General features: G+C 73.8%; 21 protein-coding genes and 1 pseudogene. 12 read left to right on the top strand and 10 right to left on the bottom strand.

All coding sequences use genetic code 11. The features are described 5' to 3' along the window. Window positions 1–73 precede the first annotated feature (73 nt). The 3 genes from ACIRPX_RS17000 to ACIRPX_RS16990 are packed head-to-tail and all read right to left on the bottom strand — an operon-like array spanning window position 74 to window position 2,002. Window positions 74–700 carry a YigZ family protein gene (locus tag ACIRPX_RS17000; protein ID WP_404194494.1) on the bottom strand — a complete coding sequence of 209 codons (627 nt, stop codon included), beginning with the start codon at window positions 698–700 and terminating at the stop codon, window positions 74–76. Window positions 701–725: 25 nt separating this feature from the next. After that, on the bottom strand, window positions 726–1,280 hold the full coding sequence (locus tag ACIRPX_RS16995) for a SixA phosphatase family protein (protein WP_404194492.1): 555 nt from the start codon (window positions 1,278–1,280) through the stop codon (window positions 726–728). Next, a complete protein-coding gene (locus ACIRPX_RS16990; protein WP_404194490.1) occupies window positions 1,277–2,002 on the bottom strand; it encodes a hypothetical protein in 726 nt (241 codons plus the stop codon). Before ACIRPX_RS16990 ends, ACIRPX_RS16995 begins: the two co-directional genes overlap by 4 nt. Window positions 2,003–2,506: 504 nt before the next feature. Here ACIRPX_RS16990 and ACIRPX_RS16985 point away from each other — a divergent pair. The 3 genes and pseudogenes from ACIRPX_RS16985 to ACIRPX_RS16975 all read left to right on the top strand — a co-directional run bounded on the left by ACIRPX_RS16985 (window position 2,507) and on the right by ACIRPX_RS16975 (window position 4,669). Then, window positions 2,507–2,914 carry a CoA-binding protein gene (locus ACIRPX_RS16985; protein WP_404194487.1) on the top strand — a complete coding sequence of 136 codons (408 nt, stop codon included), beginning with the start codon at window positions 2,507–2,509 and terminating at the stop codon, window positions 2,912–2,914. Window positions 2,915–3,108: 194 nt separating this feature from the next. Beyond that, window positions 3,109–3,357, top strand: a pseudogene (locus tag ACIRPX_RS16980) (amino acid permease); the annotation flags it as partial. A 91-nt stretch (window positions 3,358–3,448) separates the two neighbouring features. Beyond that, a complete protein-coding gene (locus ACIRPX_RS16975; protein WP_404194484.1) occupies window positions 3,449–4,669 on the top strand; it encodes a 4-hydroxybenzoate 3-monooxygenase in 1,221 nt (406 codons plus the stop codon). A 24-nt stretch (window positions 4,670–4,693) separates the two neighbouring features. On the opposite strand, the gene ACIRPX_RS16970 is transcribed toward ACIRPX_RS16975, so the two are convergent. Further along, on the bottom strand, window positions 4,694–5,053 hold the full coding sequence (locus tag ACIRPX_RS16970) for an ArsR/SmtB family transcription factor (protein ID WP_404194481.1): 360 nt from the start codon (window positions 5,051–5,053) through the stop codon (window positions 4,694–4,696). A gap of 61 nt (window positions 5,054–5,114) precedes the next feature. Between ACIRPX_RS16970 and ACIRPX_RS16965 the strand changes: the two genes are divergently transcribed. Next, complete coding sequence (locus ACIRPX_RS16965; protein ID WP_404194478.1) at window positions 5,115–6,203, top strand: cation diffusion facilitator family transporter; 1,089 nt, start codon at window positions 5,115–5,117, stop codon at window positions 6,201–6,203. A gap of 58 nt (window positions 6,204–6,261) precedes the next feature. On the opposite strand, the gene ACIRPX_RS16960 is transcribed toward ACIRPX_RS16965, so the two are convergent. After that, entirely contained in the window at window positions 6,262–6,816 is a 555-nt protein-coding gene (locus ACIRPX_RS16960) for a YbaK/EbsC family protein (protein WP_404194476.1), read from the bottom strand. Window positions 6,817–6,862: 46 nt separating this feature from the next. Continuing rightward, a complete protein-coding gene (locus tag ACIRPX_RS16955) occupies window positions 6,863–7,435 on the bottom strand; it encodes a helix-turn-helix domain-containing protein (RefSeq protein WP_404194473.1) in 573 nt (190 codons plus the stop codon). 151 nt (window positions 7,436–7,586) lie between these two features. Between ACIRPX_RS16955 and ACIRPX_RS16950 the strand changes: the two genes are divergently transcribed. Next, window positions 7,587–8,444, top strand: a complete 858-nt coding sequence (locus ACIRPX_RS16950) for an EamA family transporter (protein ID WP_404194470.1) — start codon at window positions 7,587–7,589, stop codon at window positions 8,442–8,444. 67 nt (window positions 8,445–8,511) lie between these two features. On the opposite strand, the gene ACIRPX_RS16945 is transcribed toward ACIRPX_RS16950, so the two are convergent. Beyond that, window positions 8,512–9,276 carry an acyltransferase gene (locus tag ACIRPX_RS16945; protein WP_404194468.1) on the bottom strand — a complete coding sequence of 255 codons (765 nt, stop codon included), beginning with the start codon at window positions 9,274–9,276 and terminating at the stop codon, window positions 8,512–8,514. A 157-nt stretch (window positions 9,277–9,433) separates the two neighbouring features. Between ACIRPX_RS16945 and ACIRPX_RS16940 the strand changes: the two genes are divergently transcribed. The 6 genes from ACIRPX_RS16940 to ACIRPX_RS16915 all read left to right on the top strand — a co-directional run bounded on the left by ACIRPX_RS16940 (window position 9,434) and on the right by ACIRPX_RS16915 (window position 16,598). Continuing rightward, window positions 9,434–10,081, top strand: a complete 648-nt coding sequence (locus ACIRPX_RS16940) for a hypothetical protein (protein WP_404194465.1) — start codon at window positions 9,434–9,436, stop codon at window positions 10,079–10,081. Further along, on the top strand, window positions 10,078–10,524 hold the full coding sequence (locus tag ACIRPX_RS16935; protein WP_404194462.1) for an RDD family protein: 447 nt from the start codon (window positions 10,078–10,080) through the stop codon (window positions 10,522–10,524). The genes ACIRPX_RS16940 and ACIRPX_RS16935 overlap by 4 nt, the downstream gene beginning before the upstream one ends. A 127-nt stretch (window positions 10,525–10,651) precedes the next feature. Beyond that, window positions 10,652–11,068: a hypothetical protein gene (locus ACIRPX_RS16930; protein WP_404194460.1), complete on the top strand. Its 417-nt coding sequence runs from the start codon at window positions 10,652–10,654 to the stop codon at window positions 11,066–11,068. A gap of 18 nt (window positions 11,069–11,086) precedes the next feature. After that, on the top strand, window positions 11,087–12,010 hold the full coding sequence (locus ACIRPX_RS16925; protein WP_404194457.1) for a polyphosphate kinase 2 family protein: 924 nt from the start codon (window positions 11,087–11,089) through the stop codon (window positions 12,008–12,010). A gap of 41 nt (window positions 12,011–12,051) precedes the next feature. Further along, a complete protein-coding gene (locus ACIRPX_RS16920) occupies window positions 12,052–14,937 on the top strand; it encodes a cation-translocating P-type ATPase (protein WP_404194455.1) in 2,886 nt (961 codons plus the stop codon). Further along, the gene (locus tag ACIRPX_RS16915) at window positions 14,826–16,598 is read left to right on the top strand and encodes a SulP family inorganic anion transporter (protein WP_404194452.1); all 1,773 of its coding nucleotides are present in this window, start codon (window positions 14,826–14,828) and stop codon (window positions 16,596–16,598) included. The genes ACIRPX_RS16920 and ACIRPX_RS16915 overlap by 112 nt, the downstream gene beginning before the upstream one ends. A gap of 396 nt (window positions 16,599–16,994) precedes the next feature. Here the strand turns inward: ACIRPX_RS16915 and ACIRPX_RS16910 are convergent, their stop codons facing one another. Then, entirely contained in the window at window positions 16,995–18,311 is a 1,317-nt protein-coding gene (locus tag ACIRPX_RS16910) for a diacylglycerol/lipid kinase family protein (protein WP_404194449.1), read from the bottom strand. A 160-nt stretch (window positions 18,312–18,471) separates the two neighbouring features. Here ACIRPX_RS16910 and ACIRPX_RS16905 point away from each other — a divergent pair, with 160 nt between their 5' ends. Next, complete coding sequence (locus ACIRPX_RS16905; RefSeq protein WP_404194447.1) at window positions 18,472–19,005, top strand: gamma carbonic anhydrase family protein; 534 nt, start codon at window positions 18,472–18,474, stop codon at window positions 19,003–19,005. A 72-nt stretch (window positions 19,006–19,077) separates the two neighbouring features. On the opposite strand, the gene ACIRPX_RS16900 is transcribed toward ACIRPX_RS16905, so the two are convergent. After that, entirely contained in the window at window positions 19,078–19,737 is a 660-nt protein-coding gene (locus ACIRPX_RS16900) for a DedA family protein (protein ID WP_404194444.1), read from the bottom strand. A 359-nt stretch (window positions 19,738–20,096) separates the two neighbouring features. Continuing rightward, window positions 20,097–21,677, bottom strand: a complete 1,581-nt coding sequence (locus ACIRPX_RS16895; RefSeq protein WP_404194441.1) for a ricin-type beta-trefoil lectin domain protein — start codon at window positions 21,675–21,677, stop codon at window positions 20,097–20,099. Window positions 21,678–21,753 lie beyond the last annotated feature (76 nt).

The following is a 21,753-nucleotide window of genomic DNA, read 5'->3' as shown; positions in this document are numbered from 1 at the left end:
GGGTGGTTACTCCCGTATCGGCCCGTCATGGGCCGTCTCCTGCCGGTCCGTCATGCCCGTTTCCTCCGGAACGTCACACGTCTCCGTAGGCTTCGCCACCCGGTTCGAACCGGGCCGTTCCGGCGGTCGCGTCCGCGAGCCAGGAGCGGAAGGCGTCCACGTCGGCGTCCGGCAGGGCGATCTCGAGGGTGACCGCCTCGCCGTAGCGCACCTCGCGCACCTCGCGCCCGGTCGAGCGCAGGTCGTTCTCCACCTTGCCGGCGCGCTGGTGGTCGACGGTGACCGTGGCGAGCCGGAACCGGCGGCGGGTGCGGGTGCCGACCGCGTCCAGGGCCTCGCCGACCGCGCCGCCGTACGCCCGGATGAGCCCGCCCGCGCCCAGCTTGACCCCGCCGTAGTAGCGGGTGACGACGGCCACGACGTACCGCATGTCGCGGCGCAGCAGCATCTGGAGCATCGGCACGCCCGCGGTGCCGCCCGGTTCGCCGTCGTCGCTCGCCCTCTGCACCGCGGCGTCGGCGCCGATGACGTAGGCCCAGCAGTTGTGGGAGGCGTCCGCGTGCTCCTTGCGTACACCGGCGACGAAGTCCTGGGCCTCCCGCTCGGTGGCCGCCGGCGCCAGGGCGCACAGGAAGCGGGAGCGGTTGACCTCGGTCTCGTGCACGCCCGCGTGGGCCACCGTGCGGTACTCGTCCTGCATCCGGCCAGCCTATGCGGCGCCCGCGCTACTTCTTCCCGGTGCCCTTCCGGCCTCGCGGCACGAGCACGCCCGTCAGCAGCGCGGTGCCCGGGACGAGCGCGTCCCAGGCGGGCCCGTGCCAGGCCAGCACCGCGATCGCGGAGGTCGGGAACTTCGCCCGCACCACCGCCAGCGCGTCGTCGAGGCCGTCCCCCGCCAGGTCGAGGACGAGCTCCTCGAGGCCGGGGTTGTGGCCGACCAGGAGCAGCGTCTCGACCTCGGCGGACACCTCGTGCACGACGCTCAGCAGCCCGGCGGCGCCGGCGCCGTACAGCCGCGGGTCGTGACGCACCGGTGGCGGGGTGCCCCACTGGGCCGAGGCCAGCTCCCAGGTCTGCCGCGCGCGTACCGCGGTGGAGCACAGCGCGAGGTCCGGCAGGCAGTCGGCCTCGGCCAGGGCTCGTCCCGCGGCCGGCGCGTCCCGCAGGCCGCGGGTGGCGAGCGGGCGCTCGTGGTCGGCGGTCCCCTCCGGCCAGGCCGACTTGGCGTGCCGGAGCACCACGAGGCGGCGCAGCGGGCCGGTCACCGCGCGCGCGATCACGCCGGGGATCCGAGATCGCGGGTGAGGTCGAGGCCGAGCAGCCGGTCGGCGTAGGCGAACGTCTCGAAGCGGGCGCCGTCGGGCAGTTCGGACTCCGTCTCGACCCAGGTCAGCACCTGGAGCACGGCGGGCACGTCCAAGTCGTCCTCCCAGGCGGTGCGAAGGCGTGTGCGCGCCTCGTCGGGGATCGGCCGCGACGGCTGCCGCGCCCAGGCGGCGACCGCACGGCGCCGGCGTACGAGGGTGGCGCGGGCCTCGGCGAGGGCGGCGGCGTCGAGGGTCACCGGCTCGTCGCGGCGCCGGGCGAGCAGGACGAGGCGCAGGACGGCCGGGTCGTCGGCCTCCGGGATGCCGGGCTCGCCCGGGTGCACGGGTGCGACGGCGATCCTCACGCCTTCGGGCGGCGCGTCGCCCTCCCCGACGACGTGCAGGACCTGCGCCTCACCCAGCCCGGGGCCCACGTCCCGCCGGTCCTCGAAGGGCCGGACGCCGAGGGCCGCCGCCCCCGACCGCAGCCCGGCGTGGTCACGGGCGGCGTCCAGGACCCCCCACACCGGGGTGCCGCCGAGTTCCAGGGCGCGGACGAGGACGTCGGCGACGAGCAGCACCCGCAGGGAGCGCGCTCCGGCTCCGGGAACATGGGCCTCGACCCGGGTCAGCCCCCGTCGGGCCGGGGCGGCGTCGGTGGAGCGGCCGGTTCGGGCGTCGATGATGCGCAGCACCTGGCGAGCCTAGGCGTGCGCGCGCCCGTACGCAGGCGTCCGGACCGAAATCAGGACATGGCGGCGGGATTCAACAAGGGGTGCGAGGGTGCCGCGCACGCGCGCGTGGCGTGTGGATCCGTACCCGGTCGAGCACCGTGACCGCGCCGCCTCCGCCGGACGTCCGCCACGTGCGTCGGGAAGTCCCGCAGAGAGGCCTCCTCGTCGGCGAGGGCCACGGCGCACGGGTCCGCGGGTCCGGGGCCGTGCCAGCCGTGATCACCCTCCGGGCCGGTGGTCCCGCAAAGAGCACCGGCTCCGGCGTCGAGGTGGCCGGTCAGGCGCGCGGCGCGCATGTCGTGCGCGGGAACCGGGCACCCGCCGCCGTGCGGGACGCCCGGAAAACGCTGCGCCGCCGGTGCTCCGAACAGGTGTCAGGGGCGCGCCGTGGCCGGGGAATCATCGTGCGGCGCGAGCCGTTCAAGGAACACGACAGCAGCTGTCCGAGGCGCAGGGAGGCCCAGGGTGTACGGCGACGAGGCAACGATCCGCAAAATCCTCACCGAGTCCGGCGACACCTGGGCCGTGGTGGGCCTGTCGTCGAACCAGCGGCGCGCCGCGTACGGCGTGGCCCAGGTGCTGCAGCGCTTCGGCAAGCGGATCGTGCCCGTCCACCCCAAGGCGGAGACGGTGCACGGCGAGCAGGGGTACGCCTCCCTGGCCGACATCCCCTTCGACGTGGACGTCGTCGACGTCTTCGTCAACAGCGAACTCGCCGGGCCGGTGGCCGACGAGGCGGTGGCGAAGGGCGCCAAGGCGGTCTGGTTCCAGCTCGACGTGATCGACGAGGCGGCCTACGACCGCACGCGCGCGGCGGGGCTCGACATGGTGATGGACCGCTGCCCCGCGATCGAGATACCGCTCATGCGCTAGGGATTCTCGCAACGGGCCCCGGCCGTCACAGGCGGGTCTCCACTCCGTACAGATCACTTGAAGCCCTGTTCAGGAACCCCTCTGCCGCTGGTCAAAACTTCACCACGGGTCTTCTGCCCGCCCTCGCCTGATTCCTAATCTGCGACGTCCCACTGACTGAAAGAATTCATTCAGAATATGAGGGGTCGCCGCACCGCCCCGACGCGCCGCGGATGGACTTCAGGGCCGCCCAGTGGCTGCCCGCCTACCTGCTGGGCATGGGCGTCCTCTCCGCGCAGGGCCAGTTCGGCGGCGCCGGCCGCATCCCCCTGTGGTGGGACATCCTCGTCGTCGGCGCGTTCTCGCTGGCCGTCTACTACTGGGCCCGGGCGACCGCCTCGCGCCCCGAGGAGATCGAGCGCAGCATCGACGAGGTCGTGGTCACCGACGCGCCCGCGCACTGACCCCTCGTCCCCGGGCACGGCGTCCCGCGGGCAGGGCCCGTCGGCCGCGGCTCCCCTGCCGCGGCTGACGGGCCACCGTCATAATGCTCTCGTGACGTCGACCCCCGCACAGCCCAACTCCCCGTCCGCGCACCGTTTTCCGGTGGTGATCGTGGGCGCGGGCCCCGCCGGTCTCACCCTCGGCAACATCCTGCGAGCCGCCTCCGTCGACTGCCTGGTCCTGGAGATCGAGACGCGCGAGTTCATCGAGCGGCGGCCCCGCGCCGGCGTCATCGAGGAGTGGGCCGTGCGCGGGCTCCAGGAGCGCGGACTGGCGGACCGCCTGCTGGAGCGGGCGGAGCTGCACACCCAGTGCGAGTTCCGGGTCGGCGGGGAGCGGCACCGGTTCTCCTACACCGAGCTGACGGGGCAACACCACTTCGTCTATCCACAGCCGTTGCTGGTGACGGACCTCGTGCGCGAGTACGCGGACGTGCGCGGCGGGGCCATCCGGTTCGGTGTGCGGGACGTCCAGCTGCACGGCCTGGACTCGGACCGCCCCACGGTGTCGTACACCGACCCGGACAGCGGCCGACGCGAGCTCCTGGACGCCGAGTTCGTCATCGGCTGCGACGGGGCACGCGGCGTGACCCGCGCCGCGCTGCCGCAGCACGCCCGCATCGCCCGGCAGGACTACGGCGTGGGCTGGCTGGCGCTGCTCGCCGAGGCACCGCCCTCCAGCGACTGCGTGGTGTTCGGCATCCACCCGCGCGGTTTCGCCGGGCACATGCCGCGCAGCCCCGAAGTCACCCGCTACTACCTGGAGTGCCCGCCGGGCGAGGACCCGGAGAGCTGGTCGCACGACCGGGTCTGGGCCGAGCTGCAGGAGCGGCTCGGCGCGGACGACCGGCCGCCGCTCACGGAGGGGCGGCTGATCGAGAAACGCGTCCTCGACATGCACAACTACGTCGTCGAACCCATGGTGTTCGGGCGGCTCTTCCTCGCCGGGGACGCCGCACACCTCACCGCGCCCATCGCCGCGAAGGGCATGAACCTCGCGCTGCACGACGCCTTCCTGCTCGGCGACGGACTCGTCGCGCACCTCACCAAGGGCGAGAGCGCCGGCCTGGAGAGCTACTCGGCGGCCTGCCTGGAGCGCGTGTGGGACTACCAGGAGTTCTCGCAGTGGCTGTCGGAGGTGTACCACGGCACGTCGTCGGGCGACGCGTACCGGGCGGGCACGACGCAGGCCCGGCTGCGGCGCCTGTTCACCTCGCCCGCGGCGGCGGCCTCGTTCGCGCAGCAGTACCTCGGGAAGAGCCCGGCGCCCTGACCCGGCCGGCCTGGCGGGCGGTGCTCAGTCGTGCGGCGGGCGGTCGCTCAGGCGGTGGTCGGCGACCTTCAGCGCCTCGTCCACGAGCCGCCGCAGGTGCCCGTCGCGCAGCGAGTAGACGACTCTGCGGCCTTCCTTGCGGGTGTCCACCAGGCCCGCGAGCCGCAGCCGCGCCAGATGCTGGCTCACCGCGGGACGCGCCGCCCCGCAGGACTCCGTGAGCGTCGTGACGTCGGCCTCCGACCTGGTCAGGGCATGCAGCAGGGCGAGCCGGGTGCGGTCGCCGAGCAGGCCGAGGAGCTCGGCGGCGAGGGCGAACTCCTCCTCGCCCGGGGTACGCGGATGCGCATCGTGCGCAGGTGACAGGTGCATGCGTGCGCTCATACGCACATAATGGCCTCGTGGGCCCGGGCGGGTCCACCCCGCGGCCCGGAAGGGGATCCACGTGAGCGACCGGCACGACCACCACGAGCACGGCGCACCCACGCATCCGCGCCCGCACGCCCACGGCTCCCCCGGCATCCGGCACCGCCTCGGCCACCTGCTCACCCCGCACTCCCACGAGAGCGCCGACAAGGTGGACTCCGCCCTGGAGTCCTCGGCACGCGGGATGCGCGCGCTGTGGGTGTCCCTCGCCGTGCTCGGCGTGACGGCGCTGGCGCAGGCCGCGGTGGTCGCCGCGTCCGGTTCGGTGGCGCTGCTCGGCGACACCGTGCACAACGCCGCGGACGCGCTGACGGCCGTACCGCTGGGCATCGCGTTCGTGCTGGGGCGGCGGGCGGCCACGCGGCGGTTCACCTACGGCTACGGGCGGGCCGAGGACCTCGCCGGGATCGCGATCGTGCTGACGATCGCCGCGTCGGCGGCGTTCGCGGCCTGGGCCGCGGTGGACCGGCTGCTCGATCCGCGGCCCGTGACGCACGTACCGGCGGTGGCCGTGGCGGCGCTGGCCGGGTTCGCCGGGAACGAGTGGGTGGCCCGGTACCGGATCCGGGTGGGCCGGGACATCGGGTCGGCGGCGCTGGTCGCCGACGGGCTGCACGCCCGCACCGACGGGTTCACCTCGCTGGCCGTGCTGCTGGGGGCCGGCGGTTCCGCGCTGGGGTGGCAACTCGCTGACCCGATCGTGGGGTTGGCGATCACCGCCGCGATCGTGCTGGTGCTGAGGGACGCGGCGCGCGAGGTGTTCCGGCGCGTGCTGGACGCGGTCGACCCGGCCCTGGTGGACCGCGCCGAGCGGGCGCTGCGCGGGGTGCCGGGCGTGCGCGGGGTGGGCGAGCTGCGGCTGCGCTGGATCGGGCACCGGCTGCGGGCCGAGGTCGCGGTGACGGTCGACGGCGACGCGACCGTACGGGCCGCGCACACGATCGCCGTCGAGGCCGAGCACGCCCTGCTGCACGCGATCCCCCGGCTCACCGCGGCCCTGGTCCACGCGGACCCCGCCCCGGCACCGGGCCAGCAGGACCCCCACCTGGCACTGGCCCATCACGCCGGGGCCCGGCCACCGGGACTCGGGACCGTGCCGTCGGCGTGAGGCACCGGCGCGCCGCACGGGAGCCGAGGCCGACCGCACCGCACGACGGCATCGCCCCCTAGGCGCCCAGGCCCTCCAGGACCACCGCGCCCGGCAGTTCCGCGAACGCCTTGCCGGGGACCAGGAGTTTGCCGCGGCGGCGGCCGCTGCCCACCAGGACGTAGGGAAGGTCCACGACGGCCGAGTCGACCAGGACGGGCCAGCCGGCGGGGAGGCCGACGGGGGTGATGCCGCCGTACTCCATGCCGGTCTCGCCCGTCGCCGTGTCCATGGAGGCGAACGAGGTCTTGCGGGCGCCCAGTTGGCGGCGGACGACGCCGTTCACGTCGACGCGGGTGGTGGAGAGCACGACACACGCGGCCAGGGTGGTCCCGCCGCCCCGCTTGCCGGCCACCACCACGCAGTTCGCCGACCGGTCCAGCAGCTCCTGCCCGTAGTGCTCGACGAAGACGGCGGTGTCCGCCCACCGCGGGTCGGTGTCGACGTAGACGATCTGGTCGGCGGGGACACTGCCCTGCCAGGTCCGTACGGCCTCGGCGACCGGGGCGGTCAGGTCGCCGAGGGCGTCGGGGGCGGGGACGGCGATGTCGAAGTGTCCGATCGGTGGGCGCATGGCCGCACGCTAACAGGCCCCCTGACCGCGGCTCCCGGACGCCGCCTCAGCGCACCGGCGGGACGGAGACCGCCATGACCATCTCCATCGGCTCGCCGCCCTCGTTGCCGTAGGTGTGCGGGGTGTCGGCCTCGAAGGAGGCGCTGGCCCCGGCCGGGACACGGTGCTTCGCGCCGTCGACGGTGAGCGTCAGTTCGCCGGCCAGGACGTGCACCAGCTCGACCGTGCCGGTGGGGTGCGGATCGGACGGGCTGCTGTCGCCGGGCATGAGCCGCCAGTCCCACATCTCCAGCGGGCCGGGGGCCTCCGTGCCCGCGAGCAGCCGGTTGTAGCTGCCGGCGTCGGTGCTCCACAGCCGGACCGCCTGCTCGGCGGGGACGATACGGACCTGCGGGCCCTGCTCGTAGTCGAGCAGGGTGGTGATGCTGACACCGAGCGCGTCACCGATCTTGACGACCGTGCCGATGCTCGGGTTGGTGCGGGCCTGCTCGATCTGGATGAGCATGCCGCGGCTGACCCCGGCGCGGGCGGCCAGCGCGTCCAGGGTGAAGCCGCGCTCGTTGCGCCAGCGCTTGACGTTGCGCGCCAGGGACTGGGTCAGCAGGTCGAGGTCCGACACGTTCCGTCCAATGTCCGTCTGCGGGGGGAGGGAGCGGGGGCGAGGAGAGCCAGCACCCGGAGAGGCCATTATTTTCAATTCCCCGGTCCACTTGACTGTACTACGCTGTGCTGCACCCGATCGTTCACCGAACTGTACTGCGAGGCACCCCGTGACAGCACTCTTCGCCCTGGCCACCAGCCTGCTGTGGGGGCTGGCCGACTTCGGCGGCGGACTGCTGACCCGGCGCAGCCCGGCCCTCACCGTGGTCGTCGTCTCGCAGGCGATCGCGGCGGCGGTGCTCGGCGCGGTCGTGGCGGCGACGGGCGGCTGGAGCGAGGCGGGGCCGCGGCTGTGGTTCGCCTTCGCGGCGGGCCTGGTGGGCCCGGTGGCGATGATCGCCTTCTACAAGGCGCTCGCCCTGGGCCCGATGGGCGTGGTCTCCCCGCTCGCCACGCTGAGCGTGGCCGTCCCGGTGAGTGTCGGGCTCTTCCTCGGCGAGCGCCCGGGCCTGCTGCAGGTCGCCGGGATCGCCGTCGCCGTCACCGGCGTGGTGCTCGCGGGCGGGCCCCGGCTCGGGGGCGCCTCCGTGCAGCGGCGCACGATCCTGCTCACGCTCGTCGCCGCGCTCGGTTTCGGCACGGTGTTCGCGCTGATCGCGGAGGCCTCGACGACCCTGACCGGCCTGTTCCTCGCGCTCTTCGTGCAGCGGGTGACGAACGTGGCCGCGGGCGGGATCGCCCTGTTCGCCTCCGTCCGGCGGGGCACCGCGGCCCTGCCCGCCGGGGGCTTCCCCTGGGCCTCGCTGCCCGCGCTCGCCTTCGTCGGCCTCGCGGACGTCGCGGCCAACGGCACCTACTCGGTCGCCGCCCGGCACGGCCCCGTCATGGTGGCCGCCGTACTCGCCTCGCTCTACCCGGTGGTGACCGCCCTGGCCGCCCGCGGCTTCCTCCGCGAACGCCTCCTGCGCATCCAGGCGGCGGGCGCGGGCCTCGCCCTGGTGGGCACGCTGCTGCTGGCGACGGGATAGGTGACTGACCGCAGGCAGCGTCGCGCACACGGCTGCTGGGTGGCCGGCCCGGCCCGGGAGGCCGGGCCTACGCGTCCGCGTCCAGTTCCGCCAGTCTCGACACCGTCTCGTCGTCCAACTCCGAGAGCGCCAGGAGCTGTTCGGGGGTCACGCCGTCCGGTATGGGGACCGGTGCCGGTGTCCGCAGCGGTGGCTGCCAGCCGTCCTCGGCGGTCCAGCGGCGCACGACGCGGGCCGGTGCCCCGGCCACCACGGCGTGGTCGGGCACGACACCCCGCACCGCCGCACCCGCGGCCACCACCACGTTCCGCCCGATCCGCGCGCCGGGCAGGATCACCGCTCCGGTGCCGATCCAGCAGCCGGGCCCGATCTCCACCGGCTCCATCCGCGGCCACTGCTTGCCGATGGGCTCGTGCGGATCGTCGTAGGAGTGGTTCGTGGACGTCACATAGACGTACGGACCGAAGTAGCAGTCGCTGCCGATGGTGACCGACGTGTCGGCGATGACGTGGCTGCCGCGGCCGAGGACGACGCCGTCCCCGATGCGCAGGATCGGCTCCGGGCCGAGGTCGAGGTCGGGCATGAGGCCGGCGGTCAGCGTGACCTGCTCGGCGACGATGCAGTGGGACCCGATGTGGATCCAGGGCTCGCCGAAGACGGTGCCGAGCGGGAAGGCGAGACGGGTGTGGGCACCCAGCGCACCGAAGCGGAAGCGTCCCGGACGCTCGGCGGTGACCGAACCGGTGCGCTGCACCCAGGCCCAGCCCGCGTGGACGGCGCGCTGGGTGAGGCTTCGCCGCCAGGATGAGAACGTGTTCTTGCGCTTGGGCACCCGCACACCGTACTCAGCGCGGGGTGCGCGGACGCGGTGCACGCCCTGTGATCTTCACCCCACCGCGAGCAGCCGCGCCGCGCGCGTGCGCCGCCCCGGACGCGGATCACCCGTAGCGGATGAGGCGGCGACGGCGGAGCTGTGGTGCCGTGCAGAGATGACCAGGATCGGCCTCGTGAATCCCTTCGCCCTCGCCGGACGGGTGGCGCGGTACGCGCTGGGGACCGCGGGACTGATCGCCGACCGGGTGGTTCCCGCGGTGACGGCCGCCGTGCTGGACCGGCTCGATCTGGACGACGTGGCCGCCCGTCTCGACGTCAACCGGGTCGCCGACCGGGTGGACGTGATGCGCGTGGCCCGCCGGGTGGACGTCGACGAGATCGCCGAGCAGGTCGACGTCGACCGGGTGGCGGCCCGGGTGGACGTCGACGCGGTCGCCGCCCGGCTGGACGTGGACCGCGTCGCCGAACGCATCGACCTCGACCGGATCGTGGCGCGTCTCGACATCGACCGGATCGCGGCGGGCGTCGACGTCGACCGGATCGCCGCCCGCCTGGACGTGGACGCCGTGATCGACCGGGTCGACCTGGTCGCCCTCACCCGGGCCGTGCTGGAGGAGATCGACCTCGGCCGGATCGTCCGCGACACCAGCGGCGGGATGGCCGAGGAGACCGTCGACGCGCTGCGGCTGCGGAGCATGCGCGCCGACCGGATGGTCAACCGCGTCGCCGACCGGTTGCTGCACAGACCCGGTCCCCCGGACCGGGTCGAGGGACTCGCACCGCCGCAGGGGCAGACACCGTGACACAGCCGGAGCGGGGGGAGGCGCCGGCCGGCACGGCGGGGGTCGTGTCGCGGTGCCTGGCGGCCGTGGTCGACGCGATCGTGGTGGTCTGCGTCGGGCTGGCCGTGCAGCTCGCCTTCGGCGGGCTGCGGCTGATCATCACCGGGCCGCCCTTCCACATGCCCGACCTCTCGCTCTGGCTGACCGGCGTGCTCGGCTGGGCCATCGCCGTCCTCTACCTGGGCATGAGCTGGGCCACCACCGGCGGCACCCTCGGCGACTGGCTGCTGGGACTGCGCGTGACCTGCCGCACCGGACGGCTGCTCGGCATCCCCCGCTCCCTGCTCCGGGCCGTCCTGTGCCTCGCCCTGCCCGTGGGTCTCTTCTGGATCCCGTTCAGCCGGCGGCACGCCTCCGTCCAGGACGTCGCCGTGGCCAGCGCCGTGCACTACCACCGCTTCTGAACCGTCCGGCCCGGCCGGCCACGCCCCCGCCCTCACCCTTCGGAGGTGACGCCGGGGCTGCGGCGCCGGAGTAGGAAGAGGAGAAGACGCCGCGTCACGCGGCCGACCCGAGGACGGAGGTCCTGCCATGACCACCACCACGCATCACCGTCGTTCGGAGGGAACCCTGGCGGTCGCGGGCGGGCTGACGGCGTTCGCCGCAGTGATGCTCGTCATGTGCGGCATGCTCGACGTCTTCCGCGGCATCATGGCGATCGCGGACGACGAGGTCTTCGTCAGCACCCCCAACTACGTCTTCAAGTTCGACCTGACGAGCTGGGGCTGGATCCATCTGGCACTCGGGGTCGTCGCCATGGCCGTGGGCATCGGCCTCGTCATGAGGGCGACGTGGGCGCGGATCATGGGAGTGGTCGTCGCGTCGCTGCTGATCATCGCCAACTTCCTCGACATCCCCTACCAGCCGTTCTGGTCCGTGACCCTGATCGCGCTGTACGGATTCATCATCTGGGCCCTGTGCGTGGTGCGGCCGGACGAGTCCTACTGACGGCGGGGGAGCGCGCTCATGACGGACGAACGCGCCGAGCGGATCGCCGAGTTCATCGCGCCACTGCGCGTGGAACCGGGGTCGAAGGTGGACCTGTCCAGCGACTTCGACCCCGGCGACAAGACCGGCATCCGCAGGAAGAAGGACGGGCAGGAGCTGCTGGAGACCGGTGTCGCGCTGCTGGCCGACTACCAGCGGCGGCTGGCCGCCGAGGGCAGGAACGGCGTGCTGCTGTGTCTGCAGGCCCTGGACGCCGGCGGCAAGGACGGCACGATCCGGCACGTGATGACCGGGGTGAACCCGCAGGGCGTGCACGTGTCGAACTTCAAGGTGCCCTCGGAGGAGGAGCTCGACCACGACTTCCTGTGGCGCTACGCCTGCCGGCTGCCCCGGCGCGGCGAGATCGGCATCTTCAACCGCTCGCACTACGAGGAGGTCCTGGTGGTGCGGGTGCACTCCGAGCTCCTCGACCGCCAGCGGCTGCCGGACGAGGCCAGGCGCAAGGGCAGGTGGTGCCGGCGCTACCGGGAGATCAACGACTGGGAGCGGTATCTGCACGACAACGGCTTCCGGGTGGTGAAACTGTTCCTGAACCTCTCCAAGGAGGAGCAGCGCACCCGCTTCCTCAAGCGCATCGACGTACCGGAGCGCAACTGGAAGTTCTCCGCCTCGGACGTGCGTGAGCGCGCCTGGTGGGACGACTACCAGCTGGCGTTCTCCCGCATGCTGTCCGCCACCAGCACCCGCTGGGCGCCGTGGTACGTCATCCCCGCGGACCACAAGTGGTACGCCCGGATCTGCGCCGCCGCGGTACTCGCCCACACCCTGATCGACCTCGACCCCCGGTACCCGGAGGTCGGCGAGAAGGCCCGGCACGAGCTGTCGCTGGTGAAGCAGGACCTGGAGGCGGAGGCCCCGGCCGGTGCGCCGGCCGATCCGTAAGCCGCGTCGGTCGCGGCCCACGGGAAGCGGAGGCATGGACGATGACCGCCCCGGCGGAGCGGGAACCGGACCGCGCGGCCGCGGCCGAGCCCTGGTACGCACAGCCGCCCCAGGCCGTGGCGGACCTCCTCGGCGTGGACCCCGCCGTCGGGCTCGGCGGCGCGCAGGCGGCCGAACGGCTCGGCCGGGACGGCCCGAACGCCCTGCCCGAGGAGCAGCCCCGGCCGGGCTGGCTGCGGATGCTCGACCAGTACCGCAGCTACATGCAGCTGATCCTGGTGGCCTCGGCGATCGTGTCGCTGGCCATCCAGGAGTGGGGCACCGCGGTGCTGCTGCTGGTGCTGACCCTGCTCAACGCGGTCATCGGCATGCGTCAGGAGGGCAAGGCCGAAAGCGCCATGAACGCCCTCAAGTCGATGATGAAGGCGACCGCGCGGGTACGGCGGGACGGCACGGAGAGGGAGATCCCCGCCGAGGAGGTCGTCGTCGGTGACGTCGTGCTGCTCACCGCCGGGGACGACGTGCCCGCCGACGGGCGGATCGTCACCGCGAGCGCCCTGCAGATCGACGAGTCCGCGCTGACCGGCGAGAGCACGCCGGCCGCCAAGGGCACCGAGATCCTGCGCGGCGAGAACCTCAATCCCGGGGACCGGGTCAACTCGGCGTTCATGAACACCCCCGTCACGCACGGCAGCGGCGTCATGCTCGTCACCGGGACGGGCTCCGCCACCGAGCTGGGCAAGATCTCCGGGATGCTCTCCGCCACCCCGCGCGAGCAATCACCGCTGACGCGGGAACTGGACCGGCTGACCCTGTGGATCGCGGGCGCGGCCGGGCTGACCATGATCGTGATGTTCGTGCTGGGGCGCTCGCGCGGCGACGCCTGGGACGCGCTGTTCGTCGCGGCGGTGTCGCTGGCGATCGCGGCCATCCCCGAGGCCCTGCCGACCGTGACGCAGACGATCCTGTCGATGGGCAGCCTGGACCTGGCCAGGCAGCACGCCATCGTGAAGGACCTGCCGTCGGTGGAGACGCTGGGCTTCACCTCCGCGATCAACTCGGACAAGACCGGCACGCTGACGCTGAACCAGATGACGGCGGTCGAGATCGTCGACGCCTGCGACCGCTACACCGTCTCCGGCTCCGGGTACGAACTGGAGGGCCGTGTCCACCATGCCGCCGGACGCTCCTCCGACCTCGAGGACGCGATCCTGCCGTACCTGGTGGCGAGCGACGCGAAGCTGGTGGGCGGCACGGTGGTGGGCGACCCCACCGAGGGGGCGCTGCTCGTGCTCGGTCACAAGGCGGGCCTGGACATCGACGCCACGCGGGAGCGGTTCCCCCGCCTGGCCACCCTCCCCTTCGACCCCTCGTACAAGCTGATGGCCACCTTCCACCAGGCCACCGACGCCCAGGGCCGGCCCGTGGTGCGCTGCTTCGTGAAGGGGGCGGCGCCCGCGGTGATGCGGCGGGCCGCGAGCGCGCTGTCGGACGGCGCGAGCATCCCCTGGGACGCCGGGCTCGACAAGCGGGCGCACGAGGAGATGGAGCGGATGGAGCGGGCGGGCCGGCGGGTGATGGCCGCCGCCACGTGCGACATCGACCCGGCCGGCTTCTCGGCCGACGACGACCTGCTCGACCATGTCACCCGGCTCCGGATCACCAGCCTGGTCGGCATGGAGGACCCGCCGCGGGAGGAGTCCAGGAAGGCGGTGGAGGGAGCGAAGGCCGCCAACATCCGGGTGCGGATGGTGACCGGCGACGACGTCGTCACGGGTGCGGCCATCGCCGCACAGGTCGGCATCGAGGGCGAGGCCGTCCTCGGCTCCGACTTCGCCGCCCTCGGCGAGGAGGAGCGCCTGGCGCGCATCGACGGCATCGGGGTGATCGGCCGGGTCGCGCCCGAGCACAAGGTGCTGCTCGCCGACACCCTGAAGAAGAAGGGCGACGTGGTGGCCATGACCGGGGACGGCGTCAACGACGCCCCCGCCATCAAGGCGGCGGACATCGGGATCGCCATGGGCTCCGGCACCGAGGTGGCCAAGAACGCCGGGCGGCTGATCCTGTCCGACGACAACTTCGCCACGATCGTCTTCGCGGTGGAGCAGGGCCGCAAGATCTACGACAACCTCACCAAGTACATCCGCTTCGTCCTGGTGCTGCTGGTCGTGTTCGTGCTGACCTTCCTCGGCGCGTCCCTGTTCAACATCGCGGACGGGGAGCCGTTCTCACCGGCCCAGGTGCTGTGGATCCACTTCATCGTCAACGCCGCCTTCGGCTTCGCGCTGGGCTTCGACCGGGTCAGCCCGGGGCTGATGCAGCGCAGGCCGCGGCCCCGCGGCGAGCCGGTGATGACGAGGAGCCTGATGTGGACGGTCGGGCTCGCCGGGCTGGCGATCACGATCGGGCTGCTGTCGCTGATCAAGCTGGGCCAGGCGCACTTCGACAGCACCGAGATCGGCAATTCCATCGCCTTCACCTCGTTCGCGCTCTGCCTGATCGTGGCCGCCGTCGAGTGCCGCAGCGAGACGGAGACCGCGGTGACGCCGGACACCTTCGACAGCCGGCAGATGAACTGGGCGATGTTCGGCGAGTTCGTGCTCGCCGTCCTGGCGACCCAGACGGACGTCTTCAACCGGCTGCTCGGCACCACCCCGCTCACTCTCGGGCAGTTCGGCTGGGCACTGCTGCCGGCGCTCGCGTTGCTGGGGCTGTGGGAACTCGGCAAGGCCGTCGCCCGGGGTCGCGGCCACACCTCCACGGCGGACCGGCAACCCCCGCCCGGCAGGTCGTCACGGGCTGACGGAGGTCCGGGATGGCAGAAGACGACCGGAAGGGGCAGCGCCGGGGCCCGCCGGGGCTGCGCACGCTTGGGGCCTACCGGCGCGCGTGGCTGGTCAAGGACGTCGTCGCGGGGATCGTCCTGACCACGCTGCTCGTCCCGCAGGGCATGGCGTACGCGGAGCTGGCGGGCCTGCCGGCGATCACCGGCCTGTACACGTCGGTGGTGTGCCTGCTGGCCTACGCCGTCTTCGGCCCGTCGCGCATCCTGGTGCTCGGCCCGGACTCCTCGCTCGGCCCGATGATCGCGGCGACGATCCTGCCGCTGATCGCCGCCGGGGGCGACAGCGGCCGGGCGGTGGCCCTCGCCTCGATGCTGTCCCTGATGGTCGGCGCCGTCACGATCCTGGCCGGAGTGTGCAGGCTGGGCTTCATCGCCGACCTGATCTCCAAGCCCACCATGATCGGTTACATGAACGGGCTGGCGCTGACCATCCTGATCGGGCAGCTGCCGAAGCTGTTCGGCTTCAAGACCGACGCCGACGGGCTCATCGACGAGGTGCGCGCCTTCGTACGGGGCGTGGCCGACGGCGGGACGGTCGCCGCGGCGGTCACGGTGGGGCTCGGCGGGATCGTGCTGATCCTGGTGCTGCAGCGCCGGCTGCCCAAGGTGCCCGCGGTGCTGGTGATGGTGGTGCTGGCGATCGCCGCGGCATCGGTCTTCGACCTGGGCGGCCACGGCGTCAGCCTGGTGGGCGAACTGCCCCGGGGGTTCCCGCCGTTGACCCTGCCGTCGGTCCACTGGGGCGATCTCGGCCCGCTGTGCGCCGGAGCGCTGGGCATCGCCCTGGTGTCCCTCGCGGACACCATCTCCAACGCCTCCGCGTTCGCCGCCCGCACCGGCCAGGAGGTGCGCGGCAACGAGGAGATGACGGCGATCGGGGCGGCCAACGTGGCGGCCGGACTGTTCCAGGGCTTCCCCGTCAGCACCAGCGGCTCCCGCACGGCGGTGGCCGAACGGGCGGGCGCCAGGAGCCAGTTGACCGGTGTCATCGGCGCGGTCCTGATCGTGCTGATGCTCGTCCTGCTGCCCGGGCTGTTCCGCAACCTGCCGCAGCCGGCCCTGGCCGCCGTCGTCATCACCGCCTCGCTGTCACTGGCCGACCTGCCGGGGACGCGGCGGCTGTGGCATCAGCGCAGGATGGAGTTCTCGCTGTCCGTCGCGGCGTTCCTGGGGGTCGCGCTGCTCGGTGTGCTGCCGGGCATCGCGGTCGCGGTCGGGCTGTCGATCCTGAACGTCTTCCGGCGCGCCTGGTGGCCGTACAACACCGTGCTGGGGCGGGTGCCGGGGCTGCCCGGATACCACGACGTCCGCTCCTACCCGCAGGCCGAGCAGCTGCCGGGTCTGGTGATCCACCGTTTCGACGGGCCGCTGTTCTTCGCCAACGCCAAGTCCTTCCGGCACGAGATCATGCGGCTGACCCGCGGGGAGCCGAAGCCGGTGTGGGTCCTGCTGGCCGCCGAGCCCGTGACGGACGTGGACACCACGGCGGCGGACGAGCTGGAGGAGCTCGACGAGGCGCTGAACGAGCAGGGCGTGAGCCTGGTGTTCGCCGAGCTCAAGGACCCGGTACGGCGCAAGATCGAGCTCTACGAGCTGACCCGCACCCTCGACCCGGCCCACTTCTTCCCCACCCTGGAGGCGGCCGTCGCCGCGTACCGCGCCCAGACCGGCGCGGAGTGGACCCCGGCGGCGACCGGGCGGCCCCCGACGCGGACGGCCCTCGACCGACCGCCGACCGGCTAGTGCGGTGACCGGGAGGGTCACCGGCTCGCGCCGCCCGGCGAACCTTCCCGACCACAGCGCTGGGGATCAGGGCGCCGCCCACGCCGCCATGTCCGCGTGCTCGACCGGCTGTCGACGGCCTCCCGGCCCCCAGGGACATCGCCCCCGAGTCGCCTTCCCGCACCTGCCCGGCCCGCCGCGGCCCACGCCGGGGGCACCCTCGCCACCCGCGCGCTGCTCCCCCGCACCGCGCCACCCGGCGCGATCGGCCGCCGTCATCGCACTCGCCCACGACCGATCCGATCACCGATCACCGGCCACCGGCCACCGGCCACCGGCCACCAACAGCCGCAACGAGACGCGCACGGACCTCGACGCGCCGCGGCGACCGGCGTGTCCTGGCCGGCGCATCCGTCCTCAGCGGTGCGGTCCCCGCACGGCCGGGAGGCCCATCCGGGCCAGTCGGCGCCATTCGAGCCGGGGCCGCGCCGCCCGCATGCCCGGGCGGTGCCGGGGCACCAGCACGCGCAGCGCCCGCGGCCGTACGACGCACCGCACGGGCACGGGCAGGACCAGCGCCTCGCCGTCGACACCGGCCGGGATCGACGGCCGGTCCGCGTCGACGACCACCTCGGCCGCCGTCGCCTGCGTCAGTCCGGCGGCCCGGCGCCCGCGCAGCAGACCGGCGGCCTGGGCGGCGTTGTTCACCACCACGCCGACGGCCCCCAGCACCCCGCCGTCCAGGCGCGCCCGGCGGCCGAGCCCCGCGATGTCACCGGTGCCGTAGGGGTTGTTGCTGATCAGCAGGGCCTGCGGCGAGGTGAACCGGGTGTCGCCCGCGCGGGCCGTCAGGGTGGCGCCCTTCTCCCCCAGGAGCAGGTCGGGCAGGAGCTCCAGGGTGGTGCGCGTCTTGCCGTCGCGGTACGCCGGGCTCTGCACCACCTCGGCGTAGGCGCCGAAGGACACGTTGTTGACGAAGGGGCGCCCGCCCGCCCGGCCGAGGTCGACCCGCAGCTCCACGCCGTCGCGCAGGGCGTCCAGCGCCTTCGAGGGGTCCTCACGGTCCAGGCCGAGGTCGAGCGCGAAGTGGTTGCGGGTGCCGGCGGGGATCACCAGGAACGGCAGGTCGAGCGCCGCGGCGACGTCGGCGACCAGCGCCTGGGTGCCGTCCCCGCCCGCGACGCCGAGCAGGTCGGCGCCCTCCGCCGCGGCCTTGCGGGCGAGCTCGCAGACGTCGGTCTCCCCCGGGCCCTCCAGCAGCAGCACCTGGGCCCCCAGCGACTCGGCCCGCTCCCGCAGCCCGAACCGCTCGACCTTGCCGCCGCCCGACCGCGGGTTCATGATCAGCACGGCGCGCTCGACGGGCGGCGTGGGACGCTCGGCCGGTGCGACGGTCCGGTCGGCCCGTCCCAGGGCGCCGCGGCCGGCCGCGAGCGCGAGCAGCCACAGCGCCCAGGCCACGAGGACGACCCAGAGCAGACGGGCGCCGGTGTAGGCCACCAGCATCCAGACCGGCGCGGCGACGGCCAGCAGCCCCGCGAGCAGGCGGGACGGGCCCCGGCGGGTGAGGATCCACCACAGGGCCGCCACCGTCGCGACCGTGCCGATCAGTCCGACCAGCAGCAGGCCGAAGGTCTTCAGCCCGGCGAACACGGCGAGGACGAGCACCGACGCCACGGCGGCCGTCAGTGACGCCCGGGCCAACCAGCGCTGACGCGGCGTCGTGGGTTCCATGGCACCACGGTCCTTCGCCGCCGCCCGCCGGGCCTCACCCACGGCAGGTGACCCGCGCCGCGCTCCCCGCTCGCCCGCGGCGGGTGACGCACGGCCCCGGCAGGGCGCCCGGGGACGCCATCCCTTACGGTGCGTCCTGAACCGAGGACGAGGAGAGGCGATGACGCACAAGGCGTTGATCACGGGGATCGGCGGCAGGGAACCGAAGATCGACGACGAGGCCTTCGTGGCCCCCACGGCGTCGGTGATCGGCGATGTGACGCTGGGGTCCGGGACGAGCGTCTGGTACGGCGCCGTCCTGCGCGGCGACGTCGAGCGGATCTCCGTGGCGGCTCAGGCGAACATCCAGGACAACTGCACGCTCCACGCCGACCCGGGCTTCCCGGTGAGCATCGGCGAGCGGGTGTCGGTCGGGCACAACGCGGTGGTGCACGGGGCGACCGTCGGGGACGACTGCCTGATCGGCATGGGGGCGACGGTCCTCAACGGCGCGGTGATCGGCGCCGGGTCGCTCGTCGCCGCACAGGCGCTGGTGCCGCAGGGCATGCAGGTGCCGCCGGGGTCACTGGTGGCGGGTGTGCCGGCGAAGGTACGGCGGGAACTGACGCCGGAGGAGCGCGAGGGCGTCACCCTGAACGGCACCCTGTACGCGGAGCTGGCGAAGGCACACCACGAGGTGCACGAACAGCCGTAGCCGAACGACGGGCAGCGGGCAGCGGGCAGCGGGCAGCGGGCGACTGTGGCGCGGGCGACCGCGGCGTGGCCGTCAGTCGACGGCCGGGACGGCCTCCGCGGCCTGGGCCGCCTCCCGCTCCCGGGCGGCGGCCGCCTTCTTCGCCCTGCGCCTGACGAGCAGCATGGACGTCAGGCCGATCAGCACCGCGGCCGCCAGCCCCAGGTAGGAGAACCGCTTCAGCCAGTCCTCGGCGACCACGCCCACGTAGTGGACGACGGCCGTCGTGCCGCCCGCCCAGCAGATGCCGCCGAGGACGTTGGCGATGAGGAACTTCCAGTAGGGCATGTGCAGCACACCGGCGAGCGGGCCCGCGAAGATGCGCAGGAGGGCGACGAAGCGGCCGAAGAAGACGGCCCACATGCCCCACTTCTCGAAGGACCGCTCCGCGGTGGCGACATGGCCCTCGCTGAAGTGCCTCGGGAACTTCCTGCCGAGCCAGGCCAGCAGCGGCCGACCGCCCTTGCGGCCGATCGCGTAGCCGATGGAGTCGCCGACGACGGCACCCGCGGTCGCGCACAGGCCGAGCACGACCGGGTTGATCCCGGAGTGCTGGGAGGACATCAGGGCGGCGGAGACCAGGACGATCTCGCCGGGCAGCGGGATGCCCAGGCTCTCCAGTCCGATGACCAGCGCCACCACGGCGTAGACGGCACCCGCGGGTACCGTGTCGAGCCATTCCTGGACGTGCACCGCCGGTCCTCCCCTGTGTGACCTTGTGTCCCTGCAGTTCCCGTCGTCCCCGCAGTTCCCGGCGCGGGCCGCCGCGGGGCGCGCACCGGGAAGCCTACCGGGTCAGCCGTTCGAGGGACCGCCCCGCGGACCGCACCGGCGTTCACGAGTCCCCTGTCCGTCCGCCCCGGCCCGCACGGCGTGGCCGCCGGTGCCGAGCACCCGGCCGTGGCACCCGGTGTCCCAGGAGGCCAGGGTGCGCGGGGTGCCGTCCGTCGTGACACGCCGGCGCTCGCCCGCGCGCAGGGTCAGCGGCCGGTGACCGCCCAGTACCCCTGCCGCCCGCTCGGGTCGGAGGTGCGGCGCGGGCCCGACGCCGATCAACTCCCCGGTCCGGCCGCGCCGTTTCCGGCGCGGCCGGCGTCGAGCAGCCACCGCTGCCCGGCCGTACGGTTCCGTGCCGCGACCACGACGGATCGCCCCGGGCCCGGCGCGAGGAGCAGGCCCTTGCCGCCGCCCGGCAGGAACTCGCCCCGAGCCGTGCGGTCGTAGCGGATCCCGCCGCCGCGTTCGAGGCGCCCCGTCAGCGTCACCGAGCCCCCGCCGGCGTCGGAGGCGAGGCACAGCGTGGGGTCGAGGACGCTGCGCGGCAGGGCGGCGTCCTGGTACGACCACCGCTGCGAGCCCGCCGCGGAGGAACAGACCGCCAGGACGGCCGCGGCGCCGGACGTGGCCCGGCCGCCGTCGATGTCGAGGCAGCGGCCGGAGGCGGCACTGCGGGGCCTGGCGCGCCCGGACCCGACGGGCTGCCCCGCGGCGGCGGGCCGCCCCATGGAACCGGGCCGCCCCATGGAGCCGGGCCGTGCCGCGGAGGCGGGCCGTGCGCCGTCCGGCGGGGTGTCGACCGGGGGATGCGACGGGCGCGGCGAACTGCCGCTCTCCGCGCCCCAGGTGGCCTGCGTCCCGGGGACACCGTTGTCGTCGGTCCAGCCCTTGGCGACGAGAACGGTGGCGAGCAGGGCGAGGGCCGCCACACCGACGCCCACGGCGAGCGCCACGGTGTGTCCGCGCGAGCCGGCGGGGCGGTGGCGGCCCTCGCCGCCCGGACGCAGGGGGCCGCGCCCGGGCCCGGGGCCAGGTCCGCCGCGCCGGGGGCGGGAGTCGAGGTAGCGCCGCGCACCCCAGCCGAGCACGGTCTCGGTGAGCAGGTCCGCCAGACCACCCTCGAAATGGCTGAGCTGCTCGGCGGCGTGACGGCAGTACCGGCAGACCGTCAGATGCTGCTGGACATCCGGGAGCAGGGCGCCGCCCCGGCGTATCGGGACATCGAGGAGGCGGTTGTAGAAACGGCATTCCCTGCCGGGTGCGAGTTCCCGGTGGGCACGCACGCAGCCTGCTCGGAATTGCTCGCGCGCCTGCTCCAGCGCGGCCGCCGCGGTGCCCGGATCCACCCCCAGCAGACCGGCCGGTACGGATATGGGCTCCGCCTCGACCTCGGTGTGCCACAAGAGGCATTGCGAAGCTCCCGGAAGTGCCTGAAATGCCCGCTCCGCAAGGCGCCGCCTTTCCGGCGTCACGGGCCGTGCGGCCCGCAGTCCGCGCCCGCCGGTCGTTTTGCGGAGTTCCGGCAGAAGAACGGAGGTTCCGTCATCTGCCGCCCACTCCTTGACCGTGTCCCGGACGGCGGCGAGGAGCTGCGGCCGCAGGGCGCCGTCGCCCGGCCGGCCCAGCACCCGGTGGCACGCGGCGGCCGCGGCCATGGCCGCCGCGTCCTCGCCGGAGGCCAGGCAGACGACCGCGTAGTCGAAGGTCGCTCGCCAGTGCCGGGCCAGCAGCAGCGCGGTCGCCCGGGCTCCCTCGGAGCCCTGGCCCAGCCGCGCCAGAAGGTTGCGGTCGGACTCCGGTGCGCCCGATCCGGGACGGGGCGGATAAGGCGGGCGTGGGGGGTAGGGGGATTGCACGGAACCATTTCCTTCCATGCCGCAGGACGGTGGGTGGAAAACGCATCCAACGGATATCGGACGCTCGATTGGTGCG

Origin of the sequence: Streptomyces sp. NPDC101225, assembly GCF_044767585.1 — a bacterium.
GTDB lineage: Bacteria > Actinomycetota > Actinomycetes > Streptomycetales > Streptomycetaceae > Streptomyces.
Note: the sequence above shows the minus strand (reverse complement) of the source record. Positions and strands in the feature narration are given on the sequence as shown.